Annotated in this window: 19 protein-coding genes; 10 read left to right on the forward strand and 9 right to left on the reverse strand. The window is 62.7% G+C overall.

What is annotated here, in order from left to right; genetic code table 11:
* Positions 1-28: 28 nt before the first annotated feature.
* Complete coding sequence (ribA, locus tag JL474_RS13165) at positions 29-637, forward strand: GTP cyclohydrolase II (protein ID WP_123636019.1); 609 nt, start codon at positions 29-31, stop codon at positions 635-637.
* Positions 638-938: 301 nt separating this feature from the next.
* Here the strand turns inward: ribA and dxs are convergent, their stop codons facing one another.
* The 3 genes from dxs to JL474_RS13180 form a co-directional block, all read right to left on the reverse strand.
* Positions 939-2,873 carry a 1-deoxy-D-xylulose-5-phosphate synthase gene (gene dxs, locus JL474_RS13170; RefSeq protein ID WP_203142426.1) on the reverse strand — a complete coding sequence of 645 codons (1,935 nt, stop codon included), beginning with the start codon at positions 2,871-2,873 and terminating at the stop codon, positions 939-941.
* A 105-nt stretch (positions 2,874-2,978) separates the two neighbouring features.
* Positions 2,979-3,872: a polyprenyl synthetase family protein gene (locus JL474_RS13175; protein WP_123636021.1), complete on the reverse strand. Its 894-nt coding sequence runs from the start codon at positions 3,870-3,872 to the stop codon at positions 2,979-2,981.
* Positions 3,869-4,123, reverse strand: coding sequence for an exodeoxyribonuclease VII small subunit (locus tag JL474_RS13180; protein WP_203142427.1), 255 nt, complete (start codon positions 4,121-4,123; stop codon positions 3,869-3,871). Before JL474_RS13180 ends, JL474_RS13175 begins: the two co-directional genes overlap by 4 nt.
* A 121-nt stretch (positions 4,124-4,244) precedes the next feature.
* On the opposite strand from JL474_RS13180, the gene JL474_RS13185 reads away from it, so the two are divergent.
* The gene (locus JL474_RS13185; RefSeq protein WP_123636023.1) at positions 4,245-4,820 is read left to right on the forward strand and encodes a PilZ domain-containing protein; all 576 of its coding nucleotides are present in this window, start codon (positions 4,245-4,247) and stop codon (positions 4,818-4,820) included.
* On the opposite strand, the gene JL474_RS13190 is transcribed toward JL474_RS13185, so the two are convergent.
* Positions 4,799-5,587, reverse strand: coding sequence for an NRDE family protein (locus tag JL474_RS13190; protein ID WP_203142428.1), 789 nt, complete (start codon positions 5,585-5,587; stop codon positions 4,799-4,801). The genes JL474_RS13185 and JL474_RS13190 overlap by 22 nt on opposite strands.
* 110 nt (positions 5,588-5,697) lie before the next feature.
* Between JL474_RS13190 and JL474_RS13195 the strand changes: the two genes are divergently transcribed.
* Genes JL474_RS13195 through JL474_RS13210 form a run of 4 tightly spaced genes read left to right on the forward strand, consistent with a single transcriptional unit; the run spans position 5,698 to position 8,660 of the window.
* The gene (locus tag JL474_RS13195; protein ID WP_328797830.1) at positions 5,698-6,480 is read left to right on the forward strand and encodes a sulfite exporter TauE/SafE family protein; all 783 of its coding nucleotides are present in this window, start codon (positions 5,698-5,700) and stop codon (positions 6,478-6,480) included.
* Positions 6,481-6,507: 27 nt separating this feature from the next.
* Positions 6,508-7,296: a prolipoprotein diacylglyceryl transferase gene (lgt, locus tag JL474_RS13200; protein ID WP_123636026.1), complete on the forward strand. Its 789-nt coding sequence runs from the start codon at positions 6,508-6,510 to the stop codon at positions 7,294-7,296.
* The gene (locus JL474_RS13205) at positions 7,293-8,132 is read left to right on the forward strand and encodes a thymidylate synthase (protein ID WP_203142430.1); all 840 of its coding nucleotides are present in this window, start codon (positions 7,293-7,295) and stop codon (positions 8,130-8,132) included. The genes lgt and JL474_RS13205 overlap by 4 nt, the downstream gene beginning before the upstream one ends.
* Positions 8,133-8,144: 12 nt before the next feature.
* The gene (locus JL474_RS13210; protein ID WP_123636028.1) at positions 8,145-8,660 is read left to right on the forward strand and encodes a dihydrofolate reductase; all 516 of its coding nucleotides are present in this window, start codon (positions 8,145-8,147) and stop codon (positions 8,658-8,660) included.
* On the opposite strand, the gene JL474_RS13215 is transcribed toward JL474_RS13210, so the two are convergent.
* On the reverse strand, positions 8,639-10,135 hold the full coding sequence (locus tag JL474_RS13215; protein ID WP_203142431.1) for a DEAD/DEAH box helicase: 1,497 nt from the start codon (positions 10,133-10,135) through the stop codon (positions 8,639-8,641). The two genes, JL474_RS13210 and JL474_RS13215, sit on opposite strands and share 22 nt — an antisense overlap.
* A gap of 229 nt (positions 10,136-10,364) precedes the next feature.
* Here JL474_RS13215 and JL474_RS13220 point away from each other — a divergent pair, with 229 nt between their 5' ends.
* A complete protein-coding gene (locus tag JL474_RS13220) occupies positions 10,365-11,150 on the forward strand; it encodes an acyl-CoA thioesterase (protein WP_203142432.1) in 786 nt (261 codons plus the stop codon).
* 36 nt (positions 11,151-11,186) lie between these two features.
* Here JL474_RS13220 and JL474_RS13225 read toward each other — a convergent pair whose 3' ends face one another.
* The 4 genes from JL474_RS13225 to JL474_RS13240 all read right to left on the reverse strand — a co-directional run bounded on the left by JL474_RS13225 (position 11,187) and on the right by JL474_RS13240 (position 14,080).
* On the reverse strand, positions 11,187-12,074 hold the full coding sequence (locus JL474_RS13225; RefSeq protein WP_203142433.1) for a haloalkane dehalogenase: 888 nt from the start codon (positions 12,072-12,074) through the stop codon (positions 11,187-11,189).
* Between the two features lie 123 nt (positions 12,075-12,197).
* The gene (locus JL474_RS13230) at positions 12,198-12,446 is read right to left on the reverse strand and encodes a hypothetical protein (protein WP_123636032.1); all 249 of its coding nucleotides are present in this window, start codon (positions 12,444-12,446) and stop codon (positions 12,198-12,200) included.
* A gap of 137 nt (positions 12,447-12,583) precedes the next feature.
* Positions 12,584-13,726 (reverse strand): amidohydrolase, encoded by a 1,143-nt coding sequence (locus JL474_RS13235; protein WP_203142434.1) that lies wholly within the window; start codon positions 13,724-13,726, stop codon positions 12,584-12,586.
* A 12-nt stretch (positions 13,727-13,738) separates the two neighbouring features.
* Entirely contained in the window at positions 13,739-14,080 is a 342-nt protein-coding gene (locus tag JL474_RS13240) for a hypothetical protein (RefSeq protein ID WP_123636034.1), read from the reverse strand.
* A 215-nt stretch (positions 14,081-14,295) separates the two neighbouring features.
* Here JL474_RS13240 and JL474_RS13245 point away from each other — a divergent pair, with 215 nt between their 5' ends.
* From JL474_RS13245 to JL474_RS13255, 3 genes are all read left to right on the forward strand, one after another.
* Positions 14,296-15,393: an AI-2E family transporter gene (locus tag JL474_RS13245; protein ID WP_203142435.1), complete on the forward strand. Its 1,098-nt coding sequence runs from the start codon at positions 14,296-14,298 to the stop codon at positions 15,391-15,393.
* A gap of 87 nt (positions 15,394-15,480) precedes the next feature.
* A complete protein-coding gene (locus tag JL474_RS13250) occupies positions 15,481-15,897 on the forward strand; it encodes a peptidoglycan-binding domain-containing protein (protein ID WP_123636036.1) in 417 nt (138 codons plus the stop codon).
* The gene (locus JL474_RS13255; protein ID WP_203142667.1) at positions 15,875-16,402 is read left to right on the forward strand and encodes a DUF523 domain-containing protein; all 528 of its coding nucleotides are present in this window, start codon (positions 15,875-15,877) and stop codon (positions 16,400-16,402) included. Before JL474_RS13250 ends, JL474_RS13255 begins: the two co-directional genes overlap by 23 nt.
* Positions 16,403-16,415: the final 13 nt, after the last annotated feature.

Here is a 16,415-nt window from a genome sequence, read left to right on the forward strand (position 1 = left end):
CGCCTGTTAATCTGAGTGAGGTAACGCCGTGGCCGTTCGCTATGTCCAGAGCTGCCGACTCCCGACGCCTTTCGGCGTTTTCGACATGCATGGGTTCGAGGAACCGGACACCGGCAAGGAGCACGTTGCACTGACCCTCGGGTCGGTCGACGGGGATGCGCCCGTGCTGGCCCGTACCCACTCCGAGTGCCTCACCGGCGATGCGCTCTACAGCATGCGCTGTGACTGTGGTTATCAGCTGGAAGAAGCGTTACGCAGTATTGCCCGGGAAGGGCGGGGGATTCTCATGTACCTGCGTCAGGAAGGCCGGGGCATTGGCCTGCTGAATAAAATCCGGGCGTATCACCTGCAGGACCAGGGCGCGGACACCGTCGAAGCCAACGAGCAGTTGGGGTTTGCGGCGGATCTGCGGGATTACAGCATGTGCAAGGACATGCTGGATCACCTGGGCATCGCCCGCCTCAAGCTCATGACCAACAACCCCCGTAAGGTTAACGCCCTGCGCGGCCTGGGTATCGACATCGTCGAACGGGTGCCGCTGCACGTGGGCCGCAATCCCCATAACGAAAACTACCTCGCCACAAAGCAGAGCAAGCTGGGCCACTGGCTGGAGACGCATCAGGACGACGAGGCCTGAATTCCGGCGGATTCGCTTTGGGAAGGAATGGCAGCCCTGGCGGGCTGCTCCGAAGCTGAAGCGTCGGCTACGTTTCGAGGCACACTCGAGTATACAGTTGCCACGTAGGTTGGGCTGACGCAGGAAGCCCAACAACCGAAGCCTTCAGTAGGCTATGACATCGAGCCTGTTTCGCCCTGCCTGCTAATGCTCTGATCGGAGAAGCACCGTTTTGAAGGCTTCTCCGAGAAATCCCCTGTCGAGCTTCCTGCGTCAGCCCAAGCTACGCTACTGAACGCCCTAAAGGGGCAAGGTGCCCCGCCTATTTAACCGCCCGCAACGCCTTCAGATCGCTCATCTGGGTCAAACGATCCTCAATCCGTGTCCGAATGGCTTCGGCAGTCAGGCCGCACTCTTCAAGCTGCTCGCCGTGTTTACCGTGTTCGATGAACTGGTCGGGCAGGCCAATTTGCAGCAGTGACGCTTCGATCCCTTCGCCGTTGAGGTATTCGGACACGGCGCTACCGGCACCGCCGGCGATGACATTTTCCTCCAGTGTCACGATCAGGTCATGCTGTTCCACCAGATCTCGAATCAGGTCGGTGTCCAGTGGTTTGACGAAGCGCATGTCGGCGACGGTGGCATCCAGTGCTTCTGCAGCCGGCAGGGCCGTGGACAGCAGGGTGCCGAAGTTCAGCAGGGCAATGCGCTTGCCTTCGCGAATGATCCGGCCCTTGCCGATCGGGGCCGTTTTCAGGGCGGTATCGATCACTGCGCCGGGACCCGTGCCACGAGGGTATCGCACCGAAGCCGGGCCTTCGTGGGCCAGACCGGTCTGCAGCAGCAGTCGGGTCTCGTTTTCATCGGACGGCGCCATCACCACCATATTGGGGATGCAGCGCAGGTAGCTGATGTCGAAAGCGCCACCGTGGGTCGGGCCGTCCTCGCCCACCAGGCCGGCGCGGTCGATGGCGAACAGGACATCCAGATTCTGGATGGCGACATCGTGGATCAGCTGGTCATAGGCGCGTTGCAGGAAGGTGGAATAGATCGCCACCACGGGCTTGGCCCCGTCGCAGGCCAGGCCGGCGGCGAGGGTGACGGCGTGCTGCTCGGCGATGGCCACATCGTAATAGCGATCGGGGAAGCGTTCGCTGAACTTGACCAGGTCCGAGCCCTCGCGCATGGCCGGCGTAATGCCCACCACGCGCTCGTCCTGCTCCGCAGAGTCGCACAGCCACTGACCGAAGACGTTGGCGTACTTGGGCAGCTTGGGCGCCGGCTTGCTGTCCGCCGGTTTGACCGGCGGCTTGGGCTCGATCTTGTTGATGGCGTGGTAGCCGATGGGGTCGGCTTCCGCCGGTGCAAAGCCTTTGCCTTTCTTGGTGACCACATGCAGAAACTGCGGGCCGTCCAGCTCGCGGATGTTCTGCAGCGTGTCGATCAGCAGCGGCAGGTCATGACCGTCGATCGGGCCAATATAGTTGAATCCCAGCTCTTCAAAGAAAGTGCCCCCGGCGATCAGGCCCTTGAAGTGTTCTTCCGTCTTGCGTGCGAACGCCATCAGGTTGGGGGCGCCCTGCAGAAATTTCTTGCTGCCGTCGCGGACCTGGTTATACGTGCGACTGGCCAGCAGCTTGGCAAAATAGCTGGAAAGACCGCCCACGTTCTGGGAAATCGACATGTCGTTGTCGTTCAGGATCACCAGCATGTTGGTGCGCAGGTGACCGGCGTGGGTCAGGGCCTCGAAGGCCATGCCAGCGGTCATGGCGCCGTCACCGATCACGGCAATGCTCTTGCGCCGGGAGTTCTGCATGCGGGCGGCGATTGCCATGCCCAGTGCCGCACTGATGGAGGTGCTGGAGTGGCCCACACCAAAGGTGTCGTAGTCGCTTTCACCGCGCTTGGGGAACCCGGCCAGGCCGTCTTTCTTGCGAATGGTGCCCATGCGGGCGCGGCGACCGGTGAGGATCTTGTGTGGATAGGCCTGGTGGCCCACATCCCAGACCAGGCGATCGTCCGGGGTGTTGAAGACGTAGTGCAGGGCCACCGTCAGTTCCAGCACGCCCAGCCCGGCGCCAAAGTGGCCTCCGGACTGGCCGACGCTCCACAGCAGGAACGCACGGAGCTCCCGGGCCAGTTGGGGTAACTGATCCTCACTCAGCTCACGCAGCTGATCCGGGGTGTTGACCCGGTCCAGCAGGGGCGTGTTGGGCTGGCGAGACGGAATCTCCTTAAATATGGTTGTGTCCTGCATCCGCTTAGATCTTCTGAATCGATATGGGGCGATTATACGGGATCGGTCACCGGACTTTCACATTTCCCTTTGGAAATGTGGGCCAGGGCGTTAGCCCGAGGCTTTCTAATGGGTCCGGGTGACTACAAAATCGGCAATCTGGCGCAGCGGATCGGCGCTGCGACCCAATACTGCGAGCGCCGAGACAGCTTGTTCCTGCAAGGATCGAAGATGATCGCGGGTGCCGTCAATACCCAGGCATGCCGGATAGGTGGGCTTGTTGCGCGCGGCATCCGATCCCTGGGGCTTGCCAATGGTGTCGGTAGCGCCTTCGATGTCCAGCAGGTCATCCTGCACCTGGAACGCCAGGCCCAGCGCCCGGCCATAGGTCCGCAACGCGTCGATCTGTGTCTCGTCGGCGGTTTCCGCAGCCAGGGCGCCCAGGCTGATGCTGGCTTCAATCAGAGCGCCGGTCTTGCAGCGGTGCATGCGTTGCAGATCCTCCAGCGGCAGGGTTCGGCCCACCGAGCCCAGATCGATGGCCTGGCCGCCGACCATGCCTGCCTGGCCGCTGGCCCGGCTCAGAATCTGCAGCATCCGCACGCGGGTGGGGGCACTGTAATCGCCTTCGGATCCGATCGCCTCGAACGCCAGGGCTTGCAGGGCGTCGCCGGCGAGAATCGCGGTGGCTTCGTCGTAGGCAATGTGAACCGTGGGCTTGCCGCGGCGCAGAGCGTCGTCGTCCATAGCCGGCAAGTCATCGTGGATCAGCGAATAGGCGTGGATCAGTTCAACCGCGCAGCCGGGAACGAGGGCGGTATCCGGGGGGTGCCCGACGGCCATCGCCGAGGCCATGGCCAGGATCGGTCGGATCCGCTTGCCGCCGCCCAGGACCGCGTAGCGCATGGCGTCCTGCAGCCGGGGAGCCGGGGCGTCCGGGTTATCCAGCCAGCGGTCCAGGGTGGCTTCGATGACGGTGCGCCACTGGGCCTGCAGTTCGCTCATCGGTTGGCTGCTCATTGCCCCTCTTCGTCCTCATGGAACGGTTGGGTTTCGAAGTTCTCGCCGTCGGCCTTGACCAGTTTTTCCACCCGTTGCTCCGCCTGGCGCAGGGCCTGCTGGCACTCGCGGGTCAATCGGACACCGCGCTCGAACGCCGCCAGCGATTTCTCCAGGGGCAGGTCACCCTGCTCGAGGTCGCGGACCAGGGCTTCGAGCTCGTTGAGGGATTTTTCGAAGTCGGCAATGGTAACGCCGGTCTCGTCAGTCATGACGGGGATTCTCCGCGGCAGGTCTGTTTGGGGCGGAGTATATCAGAGCGGGACCTGTTTGCGTTTTCTATAGTGGTGGAGGCAGCTATTCTCTATAAACCATATCCCAGTGGAGCAGATCATGTGGCAGGGCGAGGAACGCAGGCGGTATTACCGGGTCGATGACCGGGTGGCGCTGCGCTATATCCGGTTGTCGGACGGCGAGTCGGTGGCGGGCGAATTGTCGGACCTGTCGCTGCGGTCACGGCTGGCGGATCTGGAGCTGATGCTGGATCAGGCGCTGAGCAAGCTGACGGTAGCAGCGCCGGAGGTCCGGGAGGTGGCGGATCTGCTCAACCGCAAGCTGGATCTGGCGCTGGAGGGCGCCGGTCTGGGACTCGACGGTGAGCGCCCGGCAACGCTGGTCACCCGGGATGTCAGCCTCTCCGGGAGCGGCTTTGCCTTTCCGGTCGATGAAGTCATTGAGGTGGGCGAAATGGTGTTGGTGGACCTGCTGTTCCATCCGGAGCGACGGACCATTCGCGCCCTGGCCCGGGTGGTGGCTTCGGGCCGTGAAGACTCCGATCACTACCTGCGCCTGGATATCGAACGCATCACCGAGGCGGATCAGGAATTGCTCATGGGCCACATCATGCGGTTGCAAAGTGCCCGCTTGCGCCAACGGGATGAATCCCCTCAGTCCGATCCGGCCGAATGACTGGCGGCCTCCCGCTGCCAGGAAAAGACCTGGCGCTCGCCCCGTTCGCCCCCGCGTAGCCAGCCCTGTTCGGTGACCGACACGGTGCCGTCCCGATGCACTGAAACAATGGTGGTGGCCCGCGTTCCATAAGTGTCGCTGCGGATAAAGGGCGAGGACAGGAAGCGCTCACGTTCCAGGCCAATGCCGGTATCGGGCAGGAAAGCATCCGGCGCTGGCGTCGTGTCCATCAGCGCGTCGATCAGTACGTCGTGCAGCTGTGACTGCGGGGTATCGTGCAGGCGGTCGTGCAGGGTCTTGCGAAGCCGCACCAACTTGGGCCAGGGGCTCTGCAGCAGGTGGTTGCTCAGGCCGTAGACGCCGCGATGGAGGGTGCGTCCGGGATGGCTGTCCCGGTTGCTGAAATACCAGCCCTGGCGAGCATCCACGCGGAACAGGTTATAACCCGCAAACCGGTCTGTGGTGTCCCGCAGATGCTGATCAAGCTGGTCTGAATTCTCCGTCAGCGCCTGGACCGGCAGTTGCCCCCGGGACCAATCCCCCCGCTCGGGCTGGCCGTCGCGGAAATTGGTGACGGCGGCCACCTGGCCGTCCCGGGTCACCCCCAGCCAGGTCCCGCCGGACTGCTCGTCCTTTCCGGCCAGTATCTCCGGAGACGACCACCAATGCATGGCGCGGGTCGGGCGCTGGTAGAACTCGTCGCGGTTGGCGGCGACTACCAGCGGCAGGTCAGGGTGCTGGCCAATGGCGAACAGGATGAGGCACATCGCGATTTCCGGTTGGTTTCTGGTGTCGGTGCAGTGAACCCGAAGTCTCCCCTGTGTATCATACGGGCCTTTATGCTGGCTATCGGAGCAAGGGCATTATGAGCCTGGCCATTCTGTTTGCAATCTACCTGGTGCTGGGTGCCTGTGCAGGTGTGTTGGCCGGCCTGTTCGGCATCGGGGGTGGTCTGGTGATTGTGCCGGTGCTGATCTTCAGCTTCGGGCTGCAGGGCTTTGATCCGGAGATTGCCGCCCATCTGGCCGTGGGCACCTCCCTGGCGACCATCGTCTTCACGTCAATCAGCTCGGTACGCTCCCACCATGCCCGTGGTGCGGTGGACTGGCCGGTGTTCCGGTCGATGGCTGTGGGGATCGTCATCGGTGCCATGATCGGTGCCTGGACCGCCTCCCTGTTATCCGGGGCCGCGCTGGAACTGATCATCGGCGTGTTTGTCATTCTGGTCGGGCTGAAGATGCTGTTCGACGTCAAGCCCAGGCCGGGTCGGGACGTGCCGGGCAAGCCCGGCCTGGTTGCCGCCGGTGGCGGGATCGGCTGGGCATCGGCCATCTTCGGGATCGGGGGCGGTACGCTGACCGTGCCGTTCCTGAGCTGGTGCAACGTGCGCATGCAGCGTGCCGTGGGGACGTCGTCCGCTTGTGGTCTGCCGATTGCCATCGCCGGTGCGCTGACCAATATCGCCACCGGCTGGCAGGTGCCGTCATTGCCTGAATACAGCCTGGGCTTTATCTATCTGCCGGCCCTGGTAGGCATTGTCGCGACCAGCGTCCTGTTCGCCCGGGTGGGGGCTGCGCTGGCTCACCGGCTGGATGCCATGTTACTGAAACGGATTTTTGCCATGGTCCTGCTGGTGGTGGGTCTCCGCTTCCTGATCTGACCGGCTTCCATTAACGAGAGAAACTGCATGCTGCGTTATCCACAGATTGACCCGATTGCTGTCTCCATCGGCCCGCTCAAGATCCACTGGTATGGCCTGACCTACCTCGTGGGCTTTGTTATGGGCTGGTGGCTGGGCCGCATCCGCACCCGCAAACCCTGGTCGCCCATCAACGAGGAGCAAATGGGGGACCTGCTGTTCTATATTGCGCTGGGGGTCGTCCTGGGCGGGCGCTTCGGCTATGTCATCTTCTACAATTTCGATACCTTCCTGGCTGACCCGCTCTGGCTGTTCCGGGTCTGGGAAGGCGGGATGTCATTCCACGGCGGGCTGATCGGTGTCATGCTGGCCATGTGGTGGTTTGGCCGCAAGGTGAACTGCGGTTTCTTTGCCATCGCCGATTTTGTCGCGCCGCTGGTCCCCATTGGCCTGGGTGCGGGCCGTATTGGCAACTTCATCAATGGTGAACTCTGGGGCCGCCCCACCGACGTGCCCTGGGCGATGGTCTTCCCGACCGCACCGGACGCGCTGCCGCGTCATCCGTCCCAGCTGTACGAATTTGCGATGGAAGGGGTGCTGCTGTTTATCATCCTCTGGGTTTTCTCCAGCAAGCAGCGGCCGCGCATGGCCGTTTCCGGGCTGTTCCTGGTCGGCTACGCCTGCTTCCGCATCCTGGCGGAATTCTTCCGGCAACCGGATGCCCAGCTGGGCTTCCTGGCCTTTGATTGGGTGACCATGGGGCAGATCCTGTCCCTGCCGATGCTGCTGGCGGGTATTGTATTAATGGTTTGGGCATACAGGAGCAAAACGCAATGAAAGCCTATCTGGACCTGATGCGTGATGTGGTCGACAACGGCACCGACCGGGGCGACCGGACCGGCGTGGGGACACGTTCGGTATTTGGTCGTCAGATGCGCTTCGACCTGGGTGAGGGCTTTCCGCTGCTGACCACCAAGAAGGTCCACCTGCGCAGCATCATCTACGAATTGCTCTGGTTCCTGAACGGGTCCACCGACAACAACTGGTTGCGCGAACGCAAGGTCAGCATCTGGAACGAGTGGGCGTTGGACAACGGTGACCTGGGGCCGATCTACGGCAAACAGTGGCGCAGCTGGCAGTGTCCGAACGGCGATGTGGTCGATCAGATCAGCGATGTGGTGCGTCAGATCCAGACCAAGCCTACGTCACGACGCCTGATTGTCTCGGCCTGGAACCCGGCGGAGCTGCCTGACGAGTCCATCAGCCCGCAGGAAAACGTGGAGCAGGGCCGTATGGCCCTGGCGCCGTGCCACTGCCTGTTCCAGTTCTATGTGGCGGAAGGCAAGCTGTCCTGCCAGCTCTACCAGCGCAGCGCCGATCTGTTCCTCGGGGTGCCGTTCAATATCGCGTCCTACAGTCTGCTGACCCACATGATCGCCCAGCAGTGCGATCTGGATGTGGGCGAGTTTGTGCATACCTTCGGCGATTGCCACCTCTACCAGAACCACCTCACGGACGAGATTGTGTTCGAGCAGCTCAAGCGTGAGCCGCGTCCGCTGCCGACGCTGAACATCCGTCGCAAACCGGCCTGCCTGTTCGAGTACGAACTGGACGACTTTGAATTCGAGGGCTACGACCCGCAGCCGGTCATCAAGGCGCCCATCGCGATCTGAGGAGCGAATAGCATGCGTAAGGCGCTGATTGTCGCCATGTCACAGAACCGGGTGATCGGCCGGAATAACGCACTGCCCTGGTACCTGCCCGGTGATCTGCGTTATTTCAAGCAAGCCACCATGGGCAAGCCGATCCTGATGGGGCGCAAGACTTTCGAATCCATCGGGCGTCCCTTGCCAGGGCGTTTGAACGTGGTGATTACCCGGGATGAGCGTTGGGAGGCCCCTGCCGGGGTCGCGGTTGACCACACGCTGGCAGACGCTTATCGCCGGGCGGAAGCCCAGGCTGAGCTGGAAGGCGGGGATGAGATCATGATCATCGGTGGTGGCCAGATCTATGCCGAGGCCTTGCCGGAGATCGACCGCATGTATGTCACGCGGGTGCATGCGGATGTGGAGGGCGATGCCTGGTTCCCGGAAGTGGACTGGGACCAGTGGGAAGAACTCGGACGGGAGGATTTCTCCGCGTCCGAGAACAATCCGTACGACTACAGCTTTATCGTCTATCAGCGTCGCTCGGACGACTGACGACGAGGCGGTTTGCCCTTGGGTTTGCCGCCGGATCCCGGTTTACCGTTGCGTGGACCTTTCTTGAAGCCCGGCTTCTGGCCGGGTTTGCCGCCGCGGCGGTCGCCACCCTTGAAAGGCCGTTTGCTGCGCGCCGGGGGAATCGGCAGATCCGTCGGGGCTTCCAGCGGCATCGCGCCCGGTTGGGCGGATTCCAGCCAGCAGGCCAGGGCGCCGGCGACTATAGCCGGGTCCAGGTCATTGCGCTCGGCAATGCCATCCAGAAGTCCCATTGCCTTGGCCAGTCGGCCGTCCTCGGCAAAGCCCAGCAACTGTTCCTCGAACTGCTTCTCACGCAGCTTCTGCAGCTCCGCCGGCGGCGGCAGCTGATAGTCGCTCATCGGTGAGTTGGTGGCCCGTTCCAGGGTCCGCAGCCAGCTGCGTTCGCGCGGGGTCACCAGTAGGATGGCCTTGCCCTCGCGGCCGGCCCGGCCGGTACGGCCCACCCGGTGGATATAGGCTTCGCTGTCGTAGGGCACGTCGTAGTTGATGACGTGGGTGATGCGCGGCACATCCAGACCACGGGCCGCCACGTCGGTGGCCACTACGATGTCCAGCTTGCCCCGGCGCAGGTCTTCCACCGCCTGCTCACGCTGGCGCTGGTTGATGTCGCCATTCAGCGGTGCCACCGCGTGCCCGCGGGCGGAAAGCTTGTCGGCCAGCAGCGTGGTTTCTGCCTTGGTGCGCACGAAGATGATCGTTGCGTCCACCGGCTCCACTTCCAGGATGCGGGTCAGGGCATCCAGCTTGCGCTCGGCAAACACCGGCAGCACGAACTGGGCGATGCGTGACACGGTCCGGGTCTGGCTTTCGATCTTCACCTCTTCGGCGTTGGCCAGGTAGGTCTGGGCCACCTTTCGGATCGGTCCCGGCATGGTCGCTGAGAACAGGGCCCGCTGGCAGTTTTCCGGCGTCTTGGCCAGGATGGCTTCGATGTCGTCAATGAAGCCCATGCGCAGCATTTCGTCCGCTTCGTCGAGGACGACGGCGCGCAGCTGGTCCAGCTTGAGCGTACCGCGACGCAGGTGGTCCAGCAGGCGGCCTGGTGTACCCACGATGACCTGGGTACCGCGCTGCAGTGCTTTCAGTTGGGGGCGGAAATCCTGACCGCCGTAAATCGGCAGGACTTGCAGGCCCTTAATGCTCGCGGAATAGGTGGTGAACGCCTCCGCGACCTGGATGGCCAGTTCGCGGGTAGGCGCCAGCACCAGGATCTGGGGCGCATGCAGCGTCGGATCGATAGAGCTCAGCAGCGGCAGTGCAAACGCGGCTGTCTTGCCGGTACCCGTCTGGGCCATGCCCAGCAGATTGCGGCCGGCCAACAGAATGGGGATGGATTGCGCCTGGATAGGCGACGGGGTTTCATAACCCACGGACGAAACCGCATCAAGGACCGCCGGATGGAGGCCAAGCTCGGCAAAGGTTTTTGTTTGCATTCAGGAAACTCGGAATTCGGGGAGGTGAGCGACGCTCCCGGAACTGCGTCCTAAACGAGACAGAGGGAGCCATATGGTGCGTAGTATAGACGTTTTCAGCCGCTATAGATATGTGCAGGGTGTGGCATCGGGTAGGTAAATGTACGCCGGTAGCCATTGCGCAACGGCAGCCGTCAGGGCAGGATGCTTAGCTTCCTTTCGATCAAACGATGCGGTGGAGTAACGGACAATGCATTTTGATGAGCTGCTGGCCGGTGTTGAAAAAGACGATCTGGTCATTCCCGCCAGTTGGGGGCAGGGGCGGGCAACCTTTGGTGGCCTCGTGGCGGCCCTGACGTTCCAGAAGATGCAGGGTGCCGTACAGCCCGGGCGCCCGTTGCGTGCCTTGCAGGTGGCGTTTGTCGGCCCGGTCACGGTCGACGAGCCGGTCACATTTGAGGTCGAACTGCTGCGGGAAGGTCGCGCGGCCAGCCAGGTTCAGGGGCGGCTGCGGCAAGGTGGCGAGGTCCGTCTTGCGGCGCTGGCCAGTTTCGGGAGCGAGCGCGAATCCTCCGTGACGGTGGCCGCCGACCCGGCGCCCGAGGTGCCGGCGCCGGACGCTTGTCCGGAGCTGAGGCACATCCCCGGTGTCACGCCCGAATTCACCCAGCACCTTGACATGCGTTGGGCCTTTGGCCACTTCCCCTTCGCCGGCAAACCGGCCCGGGAAATGGGCGGTTGGATGCGTTTTCGTGAAGCGGGCAACGCCATGGGCGACGCACACGTGATCGCGCTGGTCGATGCCTGGCCGCCGGCGGTGCTGCAGCATCTGAAAAAGCCCGCTCCGGCCAGTTCCATGAGCTGGTCGCTGGAAATCGTCCACCCGCGCCCGGAAATGCGGGCGGACGATCCGTTACTGTATCGCGCGGTGATCGACCAGGCGGGCGGCGGTTACGGCCATACCCAGGCCACCATCTGGAATCGTCAGGGTGAGCTGGTGGCGCTCAGTCGCCAGACCGTGACGGTCTTTGGCTAGTGTCCCGTTTGGTCAACGAATAAACCAAACAGTGCACTAGCGCCGGCAGGCGTCGACAATCACTCGGGCGAAATCCTCCGGCGCGTCTTCCTGCAGGAAATGGCCGCCCCGCAACGTCGTGTGGGGTTGCCCTTGTGCGCCCGGAATCTTGCGTTGCATGTAGCGGTCACCGCCCCGGGTGATCGGATCGCCGTTGCTGAAGCAGGTGATGAACGGCTTGTTCCAGCTGCTCAGGCTCTTCCAGGCCGCACGATTGGCCTCGCTGGCCGGATCGTCCGGCGTGATCGGGACCAGGCGCGGAAAGGCTCGGGCGCCAGCCTTGTAGCGCGACGACGGGAAGGGCGCATCATAGGCGGCCCGTTCGGCATCGCTCAGCGAGCGCCCGGTACCCATCTGAATAATCCGGCTGATGGGAAACCAGGGGCTGAATGAGGCAAATCCCTTCCAGAGACGAAACACCGCGGGCACCTTGCCGTCGCCAGTCGGCAGCATCCCGTTACCGACGATGATGCGGCTGAATCGGTCGGGATGCTCACCCGCCAGACGCAGGCCCAGTAACGAGCCCCAATCCTGGCACACCAGCGTCACGTTATTGAGTTCCAGTGCGTCAAACCAGGCCAGCAGCCAGTCCATGTGTGTCTGGTAACTGTAGTCGTCCAGCGCCGCCGGTTTGTCGGAGCGGCCGAAGCCAATCAGGTCCGGCGCCAGCACCCGCAGACCGGCTTCGGCCACCGGCGGAATCATATGGCGGTAGAGGTAGCTCCAGGACGGCTCGCCGTGCAGCATGACGACGGTCTCGCCGTCATGGGGGCCCTCATCCACATAGTGCATGCGCAGATTGGGCGCCACGTCGAGGTAACGCGGTGCGAAGGGAAAATCGGGCAACTGCGCGAAGCGCTGTTCCTCGGTACGAAGAATACGCATTCTGTCCAATATCCTTTTAAAGCAACGAGTTTGGCCTTACGAGGCCGGTTGTCAGGAAAGGATAGCGCAGAATGGCGTAAGGGCGGGTGCGGGGATCACATCCCCGGCAGAGCGGTTCCGGATTTAACCGGCCGCCTGCTGATCTTGGTTCTGTTGTTCAAGTTGGCGAATGGCATCGTCCATGCTGTTCACCGCACCGCAATCGTCTGCAGCGCACAGGCCGATGGTGTGGCAGGCCAGGTTCTGGCGGTTGTCACCGTCGTTGGGAAAAATACGCCCCTTCGGCAGGATCGATCCGCAGTGACCGCACTGGAACGTCGGAATCACGCTGCCTTCGGCCAGTTTTGCAATGTAATGTTCATGTTGACTCATAGTCTCTCCTTCGTTGCGTTCTGGATGTGTTCTCCATTCCACAGCCCATCTGCCCAACCTAAGGGCCTTTTGTTGCAATTCCAAGACAAATTTGACGCGTGGAGATACGTAGAAAACGAGACAGGGGATCAGCAGACTCAGCCGGATGCGCTGAGTCCATTGATTCTTCGGATAATTGTCCGGAAAACGTCGAGGCCGACCGGTATCAGCGCGTCCGGGAAGTCGTAATCCGGATTGTGGAGCTGCGGGTGGACGTTACCCGCGCCCAGCCCGAACATGGCGCCTTCGGCATGCTGGGTAAAGACGCCGAAATCTTCAGACCAGCGGAAGCCTTCCGGCATACGGTGGAAAGGCACCCCGATCTCCAGGCAGGCTTCGGCCACATGGTCGAAACCGGTTTGGCCATTCACGCTGGCGAGGAAGTCATCCTCCCACTCAAAGGTGACGTCCAGGCCAGCTTCCGCGGCCGCCTCCCGAGCCAGTGTGCAGGCCCTGTCGGACAGTGCCGACATCACCTCGTTGGTTTCGCTGCGCAAGGTGGCCATCAATACGGCCTCACCGGGCGCTGTGCCAAAACTTTTTTCGCCGAGGCGCGCATGCACCAGCGTAACCCAGGCGGATTCCGTGAACTGCCGGGGTAGCGTGGGCAGTGTCTGCATCAGTCGGGCCAGAGCCGGAGCCGGGCTGATGCCATCCTCAGGGTGCGCGGCATGGGAGGTCTTGCCGGTGAGCCGGATAATCATCCCTTTTGATGCGCAGTTGAACGAGCCGGGACGCGTGAACACCTCTCCCAGCGGCAGTCCGGGCACGTTGTGTAGCGCGAAGGCGAAGTCCGGCTTGTAGGGTGCAAAGCGTGGATCGTGGAACACGCGTCGGGCGCCCTGGCCGTCTTCCTCGGCGGGCTGGAACAGCAGGACCACCCGGCCCTGTTGTGGCCGTTGCTCTCGCAGTGTTTGCGCCAGACCCAGGATAATGCTCATGTGGCCATCGTGGCCGCAGGCATGGGCACAACCAGGGATGGCGGAACGGTGTTCGTGGTCGCCCCGCTCGTGGATGGGCAGGGCGTCCAGCTCACAGCGGATCAGTGTGGTTGGCCCATCGGACCCGCCATTGAAGACGGCCAGCAGGCCGGCGCCGCCCAGCCTGGTGACAAGGCGGTCTGGCGTGCAGGCTTCGAGCAGGGAGCGGATGCGTTCGGCCGTGGCCTGCTCCTGGCCGGAGAGTTCCGGATGGCGATGCAGTTCCCGGCGGATCCGGGTGAGGTCGTTCAGGTCGGTCATAGGTGTCGGGAATCAGTTTTCGGGTGGTGCCGGGCGGCGGTTGGAGCGGGGGTCGTCCCAGTCCAGGGAGCGAGGATCGTACCACTCCATTTCATCAAGAACTTTTTCGTGGGTGGTGGGCGAGAGTGTCGGCCACAGGGTCTGGAACTCGTCCAGACCTTCTTCACGACGCCGTGCCTGTTTGCTACGCAGCTTGGCAAGGATCGTGGGCAAGCGCAGGGCCTCGCCCAACTGACCCGGGCGAATGACTTCCTGGCCCATGACTTTCTTGCGATGCGTCCGGCGCGCCAGCGTTTTCTGCAGGGCTTCGGCCGCTTCGATGGCGGTTTCGATGGAAAAGTCGATATTGTCCAAAATGCTGTTCCCGTCAGACGGGCGTCTGTCCCGGTCAAATTCGCGGCCAGCTACAGCTGAAGATGACATAAAATCGGGCTGCAACAGGCAATAATGTACTATAGCCTCACCGGGTACCCACTTGCCATGGGCAGGAGTGCTTACGGCAAGCCGGGCGTGCCGCCACCATCGATAGTTTCCCGGAAAAGGGATGTGACCAGGGAGTTCCGACTGATATGTACGATGTCCTCGAGCGACGCTCATTTCTTGCCATGCTGCTGGTGGTGTCGCTGGCGTTCCTGTTCCTGATCAAACCCTTCACCGGCCCGATATTCTGGGCGGTGGCGATTGCGGTGATTTTCAATCCGGTCCAGCTCTGGCTGATCCGGCGACTGCCCGGGCGCCACAATCTGGTGGCGTTCCTGACGTTGATGCTGTGTCTGGTGATCGTCATTCTGCCCAGTCTGGCGCTGATTTCCTCGCTGGTGACCGAGGGCGTGGGTCTGTACCAGCGCGTCCAGTCCGGCGAGCTGAATCCGGGCCAGTACATCGACCAGATCAATCAGGCGTTCCCGGCCTTCCAGTCCTTTCTCGACCGGTTCGACGTGGATCTGAGCAAGCTGCGGGAGGGTGTGGTGTCCACTTTTGTCGGTGGCAGCAAGCTTCTGGCCAAGCAGGCGTTGGGCATTGGCCAGAATACGTTCCAGTTTTTCCTGTCCTTTTCGCTGATGGTGTACCTGGCGTTCTTCCTGTTGCGCGACGGCTCGCGGCTGATTGAACTGCTGATCCGCGCACTGCCGCTGGGCGATGAGCGTGAGCGCCTGCTGTTTGCGAAATTCGCCGAAGTGACCCGGGCCACGGTCAAGGGCAATCTCCTGGTGGCGGCCGCCCAGGGGGCGTTGGGGGGCTTCATCTTCTGGGCCCTGGGCATTAACGGTGCGTTGCTCTGGGGGGTGGTGATGGCCATCGCGTCACTGATCCCGGCGGTGGGCGCTGCGCTGGTTTGGGTGCCGGCCGCGCTGTATCTGGCCGCCGTCGGCGACTACGTACACGCGGCCATCCTGACGGCGTTCGGGGTCCTGGTGATCGGGCTGGCGGACAACCTGCTGCGGCCGATCCTGGTGGGGCGCGACACCAAGCTGCCGGACTACATGGTGTTGTTATCAACGTTGGGCGGAATTGTAATGTTTGGTATCAACGGATTCGTCATGGGGCCGCTGGTGGCGGCGCTTTTTGTGGCTTTCTGGGGCATTTTTATCCGTGAATTCAATGAGCCGGCGACCGCCATGACCGAGTCGGAGCGGGGCGGTCCGGAGGGGCCGGACAAGAGCTGACCTGAGCCGGCAAAATGGGGTAGCATGACGCCTGGAGCGGCAGAGCAAGCGCTTGGCCCTCCGGATCCGAATTCTCAGGAGAATAAGATGAATAAAACAATCCCGAGCAAAAAATGGCTGGCGACAGGGGCTCTGGCAGCCCTGGTGACGTTGGGGGGCGCGCCGGCCTACGCCGCAGACGACGTGTTTGCCCTGCAGAATGCCCTCTACGGGGCGGGTTACCGTATTGATAGTGTGGATGGCCAGATGGGGCCGTCGACCAAGTCCGCGTTGGAAGCCTTCCAGAAAGATCACGCCGGCCTGAAAGCCACCGGCAAGCTGGACCAGGCCACCAAGGAAGCTCTGGGCATGGTGTCGGTTCAGGTTGCTGAAGCCGACGTGGCCCAGTCCAAGCCGGCGCCGGCCAAGCAGGCCAAACAGGCGGATGAGCCGAAACCGGCCGCCGACGAGGAGGCCGAAGACGCCGTCGAAGAAGATGATGATGGTGGCTGGCTCTTCTTCTGATCCTATCTCCCGGCCCCCGCATCGCATTCTCGTCAGCGCCTGTCTGATGGGCGAAAACGTGCGTTATGACGGGGGCAACCTCTTTACCGATCATCCCCGGATCCAGACATGGCGCCTTGAAGGTCGTCTGGTTTCCGTATGCCCGGAACTGGCCGGCGGTTTGCCGGTGCCACGTCCTGCTGCCGAGACCCGGGGCGGTGATGGTCGCGCCGTGCTGGCCGGTCAGGCCCGGGTCATCGCCCGCGACGGCACCGATGTCACATCAGCCTTTGTTGAGGGCGCCGAGGCGGCCTTGAAAACCGCACAGGAACGGCACTGTGTGATGGCCATACTGGCGGCGAAAAGCCCCAGCTGCGGCAACCGGGACATCTACGACGGGAGCTTTTCGGGTCGGCTTGTAGCCGGGCAGGGAACGGCGGCCGCAGCGTTGACGGCCGCCGGTATTCCGGTGTTCAACCAGCATGAGCTGGAGGACGCAGAGACCTACCTGCGCTCGCTCGGTTGAGTCGCGCAGGCCG

The organism is Marinobacter mangrovi (genome assembly GCF_016798325.1).
GTDB lineage: Bacteria > Pseudomonadota > Gammaproteobacteria > Pseudomonadales > Oleiphilaceae > Marinobacter_A > Marinobacter_A mangrovi.

Bases quoted from the DNA above. Each gene is read 5' to 3' on its own strand.
- JL474_RS13235 (WP_203142434.1), bottom strand. From the start codon at position 13,726: ATGACCGACCTGAACGACCTCACCCGGATCCGCCGGGAACTGCATCGC.
- dxs (WP_203142426.1), bottom strand. From the start codon at position 2,873: ATGCAGGACACAACCATATTTAAGGAGATTCCGTCTCGCCAGCCCAAC.
- JL474_RS13190 (WP_203142428.1), bottom strand. From the start codon at position 5,587: ATGTGCCTCATCCTGTTCGCCATTGGCCAGCACCCTGACCTGCCGCTG.
- lgt (WP_123636026.1), top strand. From the start codon at position 6,508: ATGCTGCGTTATCCACAGATTGACCCGATTGCTGTCTCCATCGGCCCG.
- JL474_RS13220 (WP_203142432.1), top strand. From the start codon at position 10,365: ATGCATTTTGATGAGCTGCTGGCCGGTGTTGAAAAAGACGATCTGGTC.
- JL474_RS13175 (WP_123636021.1), bottom strand. From the start codon at position 3,872: ATGAGCAGCCAACCGATGAGCGAACTGCAGGCCCAGTGGCGCACCGTC.
- JL474_RS13230 (WP_123636032.1), bottom strand. From the start codon at position 12,446: ATGAGTCAACATGAACATTACATTGCAAAACTGGCCGAAGGCAGCGTG.
- JL474_RS13180 (WP_203142427.1), bottom strand. From the start codon at position 4,123: ATGACTGACGAGACCGGCGTTACCATTGCCGACTTCGAAAAATCCCTC.
- JL474_RS13225 (WP_203142433.1), bottom strand. From the start codon at position 12,074: ATGCGTATTCTTCGTACCGAGGAACAGCGCTTCGCGCAGTTGCCCGAT.
- JL474_RS13245 (WP_203142435.1), top strand. From the start codon at position 14,296: ATGTACGATGTCCTCGAGCGACGCTCATTTCTTGCCATGCTGCTGGTG.
- JL474_RS13255 (WP_203142667.1), top strand. From the start codon at position 15,875: ATGGTGGCTGGCTCTTCTTCTGATCCTATCTCCCGGCCCCCGCATCGC.
- JL474_RS13210 (WP_123636028.1), top strand. From the start codon at position 8,145: ATGCGTAAGGCGCTGATTGTCGCCATGTCACAGAACCGGGTGATCGGC.
- JL474_RS13250 (WP_123636036.1), top strand. From the start codon at position 15,481: ATGAATAAAACAATCCCGAGCAAAAAATGGCTGGCGACAGGGGCTCTG.
- JL474_RS13185 (WP_123636023.1), top strand. From the start codon at position 4,245: ATGTGGCAGGGCGAGGAACGCAGGCGGTATTACCGGGTCGATGACCGG.
- JL474_RS13215 (WP_203142431.1), bottom strand. From the start codon at position 10,135: ATGCAAACAAAAACCTTTGCCGAGCTTGGCCTCCATCCGGCGGTCCTT.
- JL474_RS13205 (WP_203142430.1), top strand. From the start codon at position 7,293: ATGAAAGCCTATCTGGACCTGATGCGTGATGTGGTCGACAACGGCACC.